The sequence below is a fragment of the Dactylosporangium sp. NPDC049742 genome, from assembly GCF_040674675.1.
Classification (GTDB): Bacteria; Actinomycetota; Actinomycetes; order Mycobacteriales; family Micromonosporaceae; genus Dactylosporangium; species Dactylosporangium maewongense.
The window spans coordinates 136,646-149,761 of record NZ_JBFANF010000013.1 but is presented as its reverse complement, the minus strand read 5'-3'; the positions used below and the strand labels follow the sequence as shown (position 1 = coordinate 149,761).

5 protein-coding genes are annotated in these 13,116 nt (G+C 71.8%); all 5 read left to right on the top strand.

Annotated features, from left to right (window positions below; genetic code table 11):
• Positions 1-242 precede the first annotated feature (242 nt).
• On the top strand, positions 243-7,196 hold the full coding sequence (locus tag AB0J72_RS18905) for a polymorphic toxin-type HINT domain-containing protein (RefSeq protein WP_363400335.1): 6,954 nt from the start codon (positions 243-245) through the stop codon (positions 7,194-7,196).
• Between the two features lie 22 nt (positions 7,197-7,218).
• Positions 7,219-8,247 (top strand): hypothetical protein, encoded by a 1,029-nt coding sequence (locus AB0J72_RS18900; RefSeq protein ID WP_363400333.1) that lies wholly within the window; start codon positions 7,219-7,221, stop codon positions 8,245-8,247.
• A gap of 324 nt (positions 8,248-8,571) precedes the next feature.
• Positions 8,572-8,922, top strand: coding sequence for a hypothetical protein (locus AB0J72_RS18895; RefSeq protein ID WP_363400331.1), 351 nt, complete (start codon positions 8,572-8,574; stop codon positions 8,920-8,922).
• Between the two features lie 122 nt (positions 8,923-9,044).
• The gene (locus AB0J72_RS18890) at positions 9,045-10,139 is read left to right on the top strand and encodes a tetratricopeptide repeat protein (protein WP_363400329.1); all 1,095 of its coding nucleotides are present in this window, start codon (positions 9,045-9,047) and stop codon (positions 10,137-10,139) included.
• Between the two features lie 2 nt (positions 10,140-10,141).
• Positions 10,142-13,114 carry a cysteine peptidase family C39 domain-containing protein gene (locus tag AB0J72_RS18885; RefSeq protein WP_363400327.1) on the top strand — a complete coding sequence of 991 codons (2,973 nt, stop codon included), beginning with the start codon at positions 10,142-10,144 and terminating at the stop codon, positions 13,112-13,114.
• Positions 13,115-13,116: the final 2 nt, after the last annotated feature.

The window sequence follows — 13,116 nt, the reverse complement described above, 5'->3', positions numbered from 1 at the left end:
CTAGATTTCGCCCTGCCCGGGTATTGACCCCGGTGCGACTGCATGGGCCTGACGGGGAGGCTTCACATGTTCAGTGATGGGTGCGCGCTGCGCACGAGACAGCGGCCGACATGAGTCCGCGGATGCTCGGTATGCCGGCGTAGGCCGGCCGGATTCCTCTTTCTTCATCTGCTGTCGTTCGACTTCGTCCGGCTGCCGTCTCTTGTGGACGGTGGCCGCTCACCCATTGCTGCGGAGGAACTGTGTCCTTCAGCCCTGGTCTGCCACTGCTGCCACGCCGGTCCCGCCGGCTGTTCGGGCGGGTGACGCGCGTGGTCGCCGCGTCGGCGATCCTGTCGCTGGCCGCCACCAACCTCGTGGTGCCGCCCGTGCAGGCGGCCCCGAAGGTGACGAAGCCCGAGGCGGCGCAGCGTTACAAGGACGTGCCTGGTGGCACGGTGGCGGTGAAGCAGCCGCAGCCGGGCACCGCTTCCGCGGCCGCGCGTCGCGCGTCGGTCGGCTCGGTGCAGTGGCCGGCCGCTGCGACCGCGGAGGTGAACATCGCCGCGGCACGGACCCAGCTGCGGGCCTCCGGTAGCGCGTCGCCGGCGGAGACGGCGGTGTCGGTGCCGGGGTCGCCGTTGCGGGTGGTCGCGGGCGCGAAGGGGCCTGAGCGGGTCCGGGTGCAGACGTTGTCGCAGGACGAGGTGCGCGCTGCGGGCGTGCAGGGTGTGATGTTCCGGGTCGCGCGCACGGACAACGCGGCGACCACCGGCACGGTGAAGCTGGAGACGAGCTACGCGGCGTTCGAGTCGGCGTTCGGTGCGGACTGGGGGAGCCGGCTGCGGCTGCTCGTCGTCCCGGAGTGCCACCAGACGACGCCGGATGACGCGGCGTGCCGGCCGATTCCGGTGAAGTCCGACAACAACATCAAGTCCAAGACGGTATCCGGTGAGGTGACGCTGCCGGCGGCCGTCACGACCGCGGCGGCGTCCAAGCTGACCTCGGGCAGTGTCACGGTGGCCCTGGCGGCGGGGCCGTCGGGCGGTGCCGGTGACTTCGGTGCCACGACCCTCGCGCCGTCGTCGACGTGGTCGCACGGTGGGTCGGCGGGCGGGTTCTCCTGGTCGTATCCGATGCGGGTGCCGCCGGCCGTCGGCGGCCCGGCTCCCACGGTGGGTCTGTCGTACGCGTCGCAGTCGGTGGACGGCCGGCACGCGGCGTCGAACAACCAGCCGGGCTGGGTCGGTGAGGGGTTCTCCTACGACACCGGGTTCATCGAGCGCCGGTACGTCGGCTGTGCGGATGACAAGGCCGATGACAAGGGCAGCAAGGCGAACAACACCGAGGACACCGGTGACCTGTGCTGGGCGACCGACAACGCGGTGATGTCGCTCAACGGCGGCGGTGGCGAGCTGTTGAAGGACGGCAGCGGCCTGTGGCATCCCGTGCAGGACGACGGCTCCCGGATCGAGAAGGTAACGGGCGCGTCGAACGGTGACGACAACGGCGAGTACTGGAAGGTCACCGGGGCGGACGGGACGAAGTACTGGTTCGGCCGGAACCGGTTGCCGGGTTGGACGGCGAACAAGCCGGAGACGAACTCGGTGCAGGCGGTCCCGGTCGCGGGCAACCACGCGACGGAGCCGTGCAAGGGTGCGACGTTCGCGGCGTCGTTCTGTACGCAGGCGTACCGGTGGAACCTCGACTACATCGAGGACGTGTACGGGAACACGGCGTCGCTGTGGTACGCGCGGGACACGAACTACTACGCGAAAAACAAGCAGGAGAACTCGCCGGTCGTCTACCACCGTGACGCGTACCCGGTGCGGATCGACTACGGCACCGACAACCGCAGCGGCACGGACACGGTGTACACGGCGACGGCGGCTCCGGCGCAGGTGCACTTCGGTGTCTCCGACCGGTGTGTGACGGCGAACTGCGGTACCAAGGACAAGACCAACTGGCCGGACACGCCGTGGGACCAGAACTGTGCCTCGACCGGCACCTGCTGGCAGTCGGGGCCGTCGTTCTGGAGCAGCAAGCGGCTCACCAGCGTCACCACGAAGGTGTGGAAGGGGTCCGGCTACCAGGACGTCGACCAGTGGGTCCTGCGGCAGTCGTTCCCCGACCCGGGCGACGGCACCCGGGCGGGTCTGTGGCTGGAAGGCATCACCCACAAGGGTTTGAACGGCGCCGCGGTGACGCTGCCCGAGGTGACGTTCGAGGGCATCCAGCTCCCCAACCGCGTGGATGCGGTGTGGTCGGACTTCGCGCCGGCGATGAACTGGTGGCGGATCACGTCGATCCGGACCGAGGCGGGTGCGGAGATCGCTGTTGATTACAGCGACCCCGACTGCGTGAACCCGGGCCGGCTGCCGAACGTGAACGCGTTGGACAGCAACACGTTGCGGTGTTACCCGGTGAAGTGGGTGCCGCAGGGGTACACGCAGCCGCGCACCGACTACTTCCACACGTACGTCGTGGACTCGGTGCAGCAGATCGACCTGACGGCCGGTGGCAGCGCGACGAAGACGTTCTACGAGTACGAGAACCCGCAGAACCTGCCGTTGTGGCACTGGGACGGCGAGGACGGTCTGGTCCAGGCGAAGTACAAGTCGTGGGGCCAGTGGCGTGGCTACCCGTACGTGAAGACGAAGTTCGGTGAAGGCGCGAAGCAGCAGGTGATGAAGACCCTGTACTTCCGCGGCATGCACGGCGACAAGACAGCATCCGGCACCCGCACGGTCAACGTGGAAGGCCTGGAGGGTGGCCCGTTCCCGGACTACGAGCAGTACGCCGGTTCGCCTCGTGAGCAGCTCGTCTACCTGGACGGGGCGGTCAACACCGGCACGGTGACGACCCCGTGGCGGTCGACGAACGCCGCCGCGAGCCGGACGGTCAACGGCGTCGTCACCGAGTCCCGGTACGCGGGGACCGAGAAGACCGCGACCCGGGCCTCGATCAGCAACAACCAGTGGCGCCGGTTCGAGACGGTCACGGAGAACGACCAGCGGGGTGTGCCGCTGAAGGTGAAGGACCTCGGCAACCCCGCCGACACCACCGACGACAAGTGCACGCTGCAGGAGTACCTGCCGAACACCGACCCGAACGTGTGGCTCCTGCACTCGGTGAAGCGGGTGCGGTCCTGGGCCGGTGACTGCTCGGCGGCCGCGCCGTCCGCGGCGGATCAGGTCATCTCCGACATGCGGTTCACGTACGACAACCTCGCGTACGGCGCGACGCCGACCACGGGTCTGGTCACGAAGATCGAGCGGATGAGCGCCTGGAACGGCGGCAACGTCCAGTTCCAGACCGTCGGCACGTACAAGCACGACCCGCACGGCCGGACGACCGACTCGACCGACATCGCCGGTCGGCTGACGAAGACCGCGTACTCACCCGCTTCTGGCGGTCCGCTGGTCGGGATGACGACCACCAACCCGAAGCTGTGGGACACGACGGTCACCATCGACCCGGCGCACGGCGACGTGCTCACCGAGTCCGACATCAACAGCCGGATCACCTCGGCGCAGTACGACGGGCTCGGGCGCCGCACGAAGGTGTGGTACGCCGACCGGGCGCAGGCCAGCAACCTGAACACGCCCAGCGTCGAATACCGGTACACGATCAGCAAAACCTCGGTGAACGCCGTCGAGACCCGCGCCCAGGACGCCAACGGCAACTACCAGTCGCTGTTCGACCTGTACGACGGGCTGCTGCGACCCCGGCAGAAGCAGACCCAGGCGGTCGGTGGCGGCAGGATCATCGCCGACACCAACTTCTACGACTCGTTCGGCCGGGTGTGGAAGACCAACCAGGCCTACGACACCACCGGCACGGCCGGCACGACCCTGCACCAGCCGGCGGATCTCGACGTGCCGGCGCAGACCCGGGTCACGTTCGACACGCTGGGCCGCACGACGGAGACCGCGCTGTACTCCGAGAACGTGCGCAAGTGGGGCACGCTCGTGAACTACTACGGCGACTACACGACGGTCACGCCGCCGCTGGGCGGGACCGCGGGTGCGACGTTCACCGACAACCGCGGACAGACCACGAAGCTGCGGCAGTACCACGGCGGCACCCCGACCGGCACCTACGACGAGCTCAGCTACGGGTACAACAAGACCGGCCAGCTGGAGAAGGTCACCGACGCGTCCGGCAACGTGTGGTCCTACGAGTACGACGACCTCGGCCGGCTCAAGAAGACCGTGGATCCCGACAAGGGCGCGGTCGAGCTGACGTACAACGCCTGGGACGAGGTGGAGACCAGCAAGGACGCCGAGAACCGCATCCTGGCCTTCACCTACGACGACCTCGGCCGGCCGGAGACGACCCGCGACGGCAGCATCACCGGAGCGCTGCGGACGAAGACGGTCTACGACCTGCCCGCGAAGGGCCTGACGAAGTCGGTGTCCCGGTTCGTCGGCACCAATGAGTACAAGAGCGAGCTCATCACCGCCGACACGTTGTACCGGCCGACTCAGACGCGGGTGACGATCCCGACCTCCGAGGGTCTGCTGGGTACGTCGTACTCGGTGCGCATGACGTACAAGGTCGACGGCAGCCCGAACACGGTGGTGCTGCCGACGACGGGCAACCTCGCCGGCGAGACGCTGACGTACGAGTACGACAGCACCTCCGCTCTGCCGAAGGCGCTGACCACGAACTACGGCGACGTCACGCACTACGTCACCGACGCCACCTACACGGAGTTCGGTGAGTCGAGCTCGGTGATCCGGTCCACGGCGCTGACCGGGGCGCCGTTCGTGCAGAGCAAGACGGAGTACGACGACGTCACGCGTCGGGTGAAGCGGCAGGCGGTCATCAAGTCGGTCGGCTCCGCGTACGTCGCCGACGCGGCGTTTACCTACGACCCGGCCGGCAACCTGAAGAAGGTCGACGACAACCCGCTCAACGGGCAGCGGGACACGCAGTGCTTTGAGTACGACCACGTCCGCCGGCTCAAGCAGGCGTGGACCCCGCAGAGCGGCGACTGCTCCACCGCGCCCGCGTCCACCACGATGGGCGGTCCGGCACCGTACTGGCAGGAGTGGGACTTCGGCACCGCAACCGACCCCAAGGGGCGCACCGGTTCCAGGCTGAAGGAGATCGACCGCCTCACTCCGACCGGGCTGCAGACGACCGACTACACGTACCCGAACCAGGGCGTCGCCGGTACGCAGCCGCACCTGTTGAAGGGTTCCACGCTCAAGAACTCCGCCGGGCAGGTCCTCAAGACCTCGACCTTCGAGTACGACAAGACGGGCAACACCGTCTCCCGGCCGGGCCCGAACGGGCAGCAGACGCTGCAGTGGGACGCCGAGGGGCACCTCAGCTCGGTGACCGACCCGACCGGCACCACGTCGTACATCTACGACGGGACCGGCAACCGGCTGCTGGCCAAGGACGGCACCGGCGCCACGCTGTACCTCGGCGGGATGGAGCTCCGGCTCACCGGCGCCTCCCTGTCCGCCACCCGCTACTACATGTTCAACGGTCAGGTCGTGGGGCAGCGGACCGGCAGCGGGATCGCCTGGCTCTGCGGTGACCAGCAGGGCACCGGCACCGTCGCGATCAGCGCCGACGCCGCGCAGACTGTGACCCGCCGCCGCCAGACGCCCTACGGCGAAGCCCGTGGCGCCGCGGTGACGTGGCCGAACAAGAAGGGCTTCGTCGGCGGCGACACCGACCCGACCGGCCTGGTGCACCTCGGCGCCCGCGAGTACGACCCGAACACCGGGCGGTTCATCTCCGTCGACCCGATCGTCGACTTCAACGACCCGCAACAGCTGCACGGCTACTCGTACTCGAACAACAACCCGACCACGTGGTCGGACCCGAGCGGCCTGAAGTCCGACGCCGGCGACTTCCTCCGCGGCCTGTTCAAGGGCATGTGGAACGCCATCAACATCCTCGCCATGTACCGCGGCCTCAAGCAGATGTTCAAGGACCCCAAGGGTGCCTGGAAGGCCATGGAGGGGGACGCGAAGAAGTGGGAGGAGAAGACCGGCAACTGGCTCATGGGCTGGGCCTGCGCGCTGAGCGGGATCTGCGACCAGATCGCCTCGTGCATCGGCGGTGACGCCAGCGCCTACGAGTGCGGCGTGACCATCGGCGAGCTCGTGGTCGAGATGGCGATGTCCGCCCTGACCGGCGGCGCGGGCGGCGTGTCCGCCAAGGCCGCCGGCCTCGCCAAACGGTTGGCCGAGAAGTTCCACGTCAAGATCCCCGGCATCGACACCGGACCCTCACACCACGACCATCACGACGGCAACGGCGGCAGCAACGGCTCGCCACCCGACAACGACTCCGGCGTTCCAGGGTCCGACAAGAACACCGACAAGCCCAAGCGTGACGGGGACGGCACCGACGACTCGAAGGACCCCGAGAAGCCGGGCAAGACCGACGATGATTCGGGCGACTCGTGCAAGCACAGCTTCGACCCGGACACCAAGGTCCTCATGGCGGGCGGCACCGTCAAGGCCATCAAGGACGTCCGGATCGGCGACGAGGTCCTGGCCACCGACCCGGAGACCGGCGAGACACGCGCCGAGACCGTCGAGGTCACCCACCTCAACCTCGACAAGGAGTTCGCCACCGTCGATGTGGTGGACGGCGAGGGTGCAGCCACCCTGGAGACGACCGCCAACCACCCGTTCTGGAACGAGTCGCTCGACCAGTGGCAGCGCGCGGGCGACCTGGCGGCGGGCGACCGGCTGGTCGCGCCGAACGGCTCCACGACCGTCGTCATCGGCTCCGTTGTGTGGACCGGCGCGAAGTACATGCACGACCTCACCGTCGCGCAGCTCCACACGTACTACGTGCTTGCCGGCGGCAAGCCGGTCCTCGTCCACAACTGCGGGGACGACGAGGAGGAAGGCGCCGGCGACGGCGAGCCCGAGGAGTACCAGCCGCGGCACGCCTCGGACGACGAGGCCGAACCGAACGACCACGTCGGCAAGCACCGCAAGTGGGAGATCGACAACGGCGTCCGGAGCCACCGCCCGCTCAACTGGTTCGACCGCTCGCTGGCCCACCGCAACGGCGTGAACACCGGCTACCAGATGCAGAGCAACTTCACCGACCGGTTCGGCGCGTCGATCGGCCTGATCAAGGAGCCCTTCAGCGGGTACGTCCTGTGGGGCGGCCGGGGAGTCATGTTCGCGTATGGTTACGTGAAGGGCTATCGAGCGATCCGGCACCCGAAATAGCTGGGTAGGAGAGATGTCGTCCGTGGGACAGCATGTGTTCGTAGCTCAGGGCCTGTACCGGATCCTGGTCGGTGCCTGCCAGGTCGCGAAGAGCCGGCAGCAGGCGACGATCGGCGCTGACGACATCCAGGAAAGCATGCGGCGCAGGATCCCGAACTTCGTCCCGGGCAGGCTCGCCGGCGCCGGTCCCCTCGTGGACCGGCCCGGCGGCTGGGCCGGGTTCGAGGTCGCCGCCACCCTCCGGCAGGCGCGCTGGGAGGCGTTCAGGTCGCCGGGCCGCCGGCGCCCCGGCGACGCCATCCACTGGGGTGACGACGTGCCGGCCGCCATCCGTCGCGCGATCGACATGGTCCCGCCCGCCCGGCCCGCCGTCGGCACCGGCGACCTCGCCGCGCTGCTGTTCGACGGCTACTCCGCCCTGCCCGGCACCGGCGGTATCGCCTGGCCGAAGGACGACGACCGGCCGCTGCGTCCGTTGACCGACTACCTGCTGCACTGGCGGTATGTCACCCCCGACCCGCAGCCACAGCAGAAACCCCCGGCCCGATGGGTGTCGGCCTACACGTCACTGACCGCAGGCGCCGACGTCATCCTGGCGAACCTGGAGCTCGAAGCGATCCGGCAGGCGGTGCGCCTCGGCCGCGACCGGGTGACGACCGCCGACCTGGTGCTTGCCGTCGCCGCCTTCGAGGACGAGCTGGCCGCCCGCCGGCTGCGACCCGTGCAGGCCCACCGCAGCCTCCTGACGGTCCGCGGCCTCACCTCGGCAGATGCCGCCCTGGCCGCGACCACCACCGCCGACACCGACGACCCCGCCGTCGCCGGGCCGGCCCGGCGCAGAGCCTGGCGCACCAACCCGAACAACCCACCCTGGTCCACCGCCGCGGCCGCCGCGGCGGAGCAGGCCCGCACCACCGCGGCCGCGGCCGGCCTCCCGGCCGGCAGCGCCCACCTGCTCAGCGCCGCCCTGACCGTCCCCGACAACGCCGCCTGGACCCTGCTGCGCGCCCTGCACACCGACCCGTCCGAGGTCCTGCGCGACGCCGCCTGACAGGTCCCTGCGCAGACGCGCTCGTGTGTGGCGGAAAGGTGACAGTGGACCCGGCCGCTTGACACCGGGTGTGATCGATTCCTGCGGTGCCTGTGACCTCAGCATCAGTGCGAACAACGGCCCGGAGACGGTCACGCACATTCGGGGCAGAGGGCTTCACCGGTGTGACCCCGGCCACTTTTCGGCGGTCTTCTTGCCGACAATTCGCGCCGGAACAGCGCTTCTACCCTCGTGTCACCCGACCGGCGGGACGTGCTCCGACCCGGGGACCGGGACGCCACGCGCCGCCGGCGGCCCGTGTGATCCGAGCAGAAGGAAGTGAGCATGTCTGAGCAGACGTCGAAGAAGACCGGCGGCGAGACGGACCGGCGCCCGCCGGTCCAGCCGGAGGCCCTCACCACCAGGACCAGCATCACCGCCGGGATCCGTATCGCCAACCACACCGAGGCGCTGGCCGTCCGCAGCGCCGTCAAGGCCGGCGGGATCCGGATCCTGAACCACAGCACCGCCCTGACCGTCCGCACCGGGCTGCCGGCCGGCGGCTTCCACACACAGCACAGCGAGGCGCTCGTGGTGCGCACGAGCGTCGCGGCCGGCGGATTCCACTCGCAGCACAGCGAGGCGCTGACCGTCCGCAGCACGGCACCGGGCGCATCCGACCACAGCCAGGCGTAGGACCGAAGACCGCCGGCCGGGGCGGGCACCGTCCCGGCCGGCGCCGGGACCCCGGCCCGTGCCCACCAGCCCGTACCCCAGCCCGGATCCTGCCGGGCCACAGCACGGAGACACGCCCGACCATGACGATCACGGACCCGCTCGACGAGGCGGTCGCACTGCACGACCGGGCGCTGTCCGCGATGGCCCTGCAACGGTTCCCGGAGACGGTGCGGCTGTGCCGGGGCGCGCTCGCCGCGTTCGAGGCGCACTGCGGTCCCGGGCATCCCGATGTCGCCAATGTACTGACGCTGCTGGCGACCGCCGAGGACGAGCTGGGCCGGCACACCGCCGCCGAGGAGCACCACCGCCGGGCCGTCAGGGTGATGGAGGCGCTGCCGCACGGCCACGGCGACCTGCTGCGGCTGCTCGTCGCGGCCCGGGTCGGGCTGGCCGGCTCGCTGCGGCGCCAGGCCCGGTACGCCGAGGCCGAGCCGCTGCTGCTCAGCGCGCTGCACGCGGCGCAGGCGTCGCAGGCCTACGACGACGTCGCGCTCGCCTCCGTCCACAACGAACTCGGCGTGCTCTACAAGTTCGCCGGGCGCCTCGCGGACGCCGAGCGGCACTACCGGGAGGTGGAGGCGGCCCTCACGGCCCGGCACGGCGCGGACCATCCGGCGCTCGCCGGCCTGTGCCACAACCTCGCCGGGCTGGAGCACAGCCGGGGGCGGCCCGCGGAGGCCGAGTCGCACGCGCGCCGCTCGCTGCGCCTGCACCGTCGCGCGTACCCGGCGGATCACCCTGCCGTGGTCGCCGACGCCGCGCACCTCGGCGTGATCCTGCACGCTGCGGGCAAACCGGCCGAGGCCGAGCCGCTGCTGCTGGACGCGGTCGGATACTTCACCGACCGGTACGGCCCCGAGCACTACGACGTCGTCGTCAACCAGCACAACCTCGCGGCGGTCCTCGCCGCGCAGGGGCGGGTCGACGAGGCCGGCGCGCTGTACCGGCGGGCCCTCACCGGCAAACGCGCGACGCTGGGTCCGGACCATCCGGAGCTCGCGTTCACGCTCAACAACCTCGCGGTCCTCGTCGCCGACGCGGGGGACCTGCGGCACGCGACCGAACTGGCCACCGAGGCGCTGCGGATCCTCACCGCGGCGGTCGACGCTGAGCATCCGGCCCGCCGCGCCGCCGAGACCAACCTCGCGTCGTTGCGACCAGCCGGGCAGGGCTGAGCATGCCGACGCGCAGGCTCCTGGCGCCCGAGGTGGTCCAGACCTCCACGATGGACTGCGGCCCGGCGACGCTGACCAGCCTGCTCGCCGGGTTCGGCATCCGGGCCGGCTATGCCCGCCTGCGCGACGCCTGCCAGACCGACGTCGACGGCACCTCGATCGACGCGCTGGAGGACGCGGCCGCGCAGCTCGGCCTACAGGTCCAGCAGGTGATGCTGCCGGCCGACCATCTCGAGCTCGACGCCGCGGGCGCGCTGCCGGCGATCGTCGTCAGCCGCAACCCCGACGGTCTCACGCACTTCGTCGTCGTCTGGCGGCGGCACGGCGGGCTGCTGCAGATCATGGACCCGGCGGTCGGCCGCCGCTGGGTGCCCGCCGCGGCGTTCCGGCGCGACGAGCTGTACCTGCACGAGTTCGGCGTCCCGGCCGACGCGTTCGAGCGCTGGATCCGGTCGGCCGCGTTCGCCGACCCGTTACGGGCGCTGCTGTCGCGCGTGCGCGTGCCCGGGACCGTCCTGGACGACTATGCGGCCCGGGACGGCTGGCAGCCGCTCGCCGCGCTGGACGCGGCCACCCGCCAGGCCGTGGCGACCGGCCTGCGCGGTGAGGCGGCGCTGCGGGCGCTCGCCGACGATCCGGCGTCGATCGCCGACGAGCACTGGTTCGCCCGTCCGGCGCCATCGCCTGAGCCCTCGCTGGAGCGCTCGTCGGAGCCGGAGCGCTCGTCGGAGCCGTCGTCGGAGCCGGAGCGCTCGTCGGAGCCGTCGTCGGAGCCGGAGCGCTCGTCGGAGCCCTCGTCGGAGCCCTCGTCGGAGCCCTCGTCGGAGCCAGAGCCGGAGCCAGAGCCGGAGCTGGAGCTGGAGCCGGAGCTGGACGAGACGGGCACGGTCGTGGTCCGCGGTGCCGGCACGGTCACGATCCGCGGCGCGGTACTTGTTGCCGTGCGCGGCCGGGCCGGCAACCCTCCGGACCCGGCCGCGCTGCCGCCGGACCTGCGTGCCGCGCTCGCCGGACCGGACCCCGCGCCGTCGCGCTTCCTGTGGGAGCGGCTGCGCGGCCTCGGTCGTCTCCGGCTCGCCGCGGTCGCCGCCGGTGCCGTCCTCGCGGCGGCCGGCGTCCTCGCCGAGGTGGTGCTCGTGCGCGCGCTGCTCTCCGCGGACCCGGGCCGGGTCGTGCCGGCGCTCGTCGCGCTCGCGGTGGCGTTGCTCGCGCTGGACGGCGTCGTGGCCGGTCAGGTCGCCGCCGCCGGCCGTCGCCTCGAACAGGGCTTGCGGACCGCGCTTGCCGGCCGCCTGCCGCGCCTGCCCGACCGGTACATCCGCAGCCGTCCCCTGTCCGACCTGGCCGAGCGGGCACACCGGCTGCACCGCCTGCGGGAGCTGCCGGCGCTCGTCGTCGACGCCGCCCGCACGGGCACCCTGCTGCTCCTGCTCCCGGTCGTCATCGGGCTCGTCGACCCGCGCAGCGCCCTGCCGGCCGCGTGCGCGGCGGTGCTCGGCACGCTCGCCGGCTGGCTGTTCCTGCCCGCGCAGGCGGAGCGCGACCTGCGGATGCGCAGCCACGTCGGGGCGATCGCCCGCTGCTACCTCGACGCGCTCACCGGCCTGACCGCGATCCGCGCGCACCGGGCCGAGGCGGTGGTGCAGGGCATGCACGATCGGATGCTCGGCCCGTGGGCCGCCGCCGTCCGCGCCGTGCACCGCACCGCCTCCGCCGCCGACCTGGTCCAGGGCGCGATCGGGCTGGGCTGCGTCGCGTGGCTGCTGGCCGGGGCGAGCAGCCGGGTCACCGACCCCGCCGCGCTGCTGCTCCTGGTGTACTGGGCGGCGGCGATCCCGGCGCTGGGCCAGCAGCTGGCGGTGCTGGCGCGACGGTTTCCCGGCCTGCGCAGCGTCATCCTGCGCCTCGTCGAGCCCTTCGCGACCACCACCGAGCCGCCTTCCCCGGCCGATCCGCCTTCACCCGCCGCCACCCGCGGGCCCGCTTCGCGGCGGATGCGCGCCGAACCGCCGACCACTGCCGAGCCGCCGGCCACTGCCGAGCCGCCGGCCACTGCCGAGCCGCCGGTCCCCGCTGAGCCGCCGGCCACTGCGGGCCGTCCGCGCTCCGGGGGAACACGGCTCCGGCTCCGCGACGTCGAGGTGGTCGCCGGCGGGCGGCCGATCCTGAGCGTGACGGACCTCGACGTGCCCGCGGGCGCGCAGATCGCCGTCGTCGGCCGGTCCGGCTCGGGCAAGTCGACGCTCGCCGGGCTCCTGCTCGGCTGGCACACCGCTGCGGTCGGGGTCGTGGAGGTCGACGGCGTCGCGCTGGACGCGGCCGCGCTGCGCCGGGTGACCGCATGGGTCGAGCCGGGCGTGACGCTGTGGAACGCCTCCCTCGCCGACAACCTCCGCTACGGCGGCGACCCGGTGGCGCCGCTGTCCGGCGTGGTCGTCGACGCCGACCTCGAGCCGGTCATCGACGCGCTCGACGCGGAGCCCGGTCGAGGGCACGGTCCGAGGCCCGGTCCGGGGCTCGGCTCGGGGCACGGTCCGGGGCTCGGCTCGGGACTCTTCCGGGTGCTCGGCGAGCGCGGCGGGCTGCTGTCCGGCGGCGAGGCGCAGCGGGTCCGGCTCGGTCGCGCCCGCAACCAGCCGGACCGGCGGCTGATCCTGCTCGACGAGCCGTTCCGCGGGCTGAGCCGGGACCGCCGCCGGCAGCTGCTGGCCCGGGCCCGCGGCTGGTGGCCGGGCGCGACCCTGCTGTTCATCACCCACGACGTCGCCGACACGCTGACCTTCCCGCGGGTCCTGGTGGTCGACGGTGGACGGATCGCCGAGGACGGCATCCCCTCGGCGCTCGCAGCCGATCCGGCGTCCCGGTTCCGCGCGTTGCTGGACGCGGAGGCCGCCGTCGACGCGCGGTTCGCGGACCCGTCGTGGCGGCGCGTGCGGGTCGCCGGCGGCACCGTCGCGGTGGAGGTGGACGCGTGATC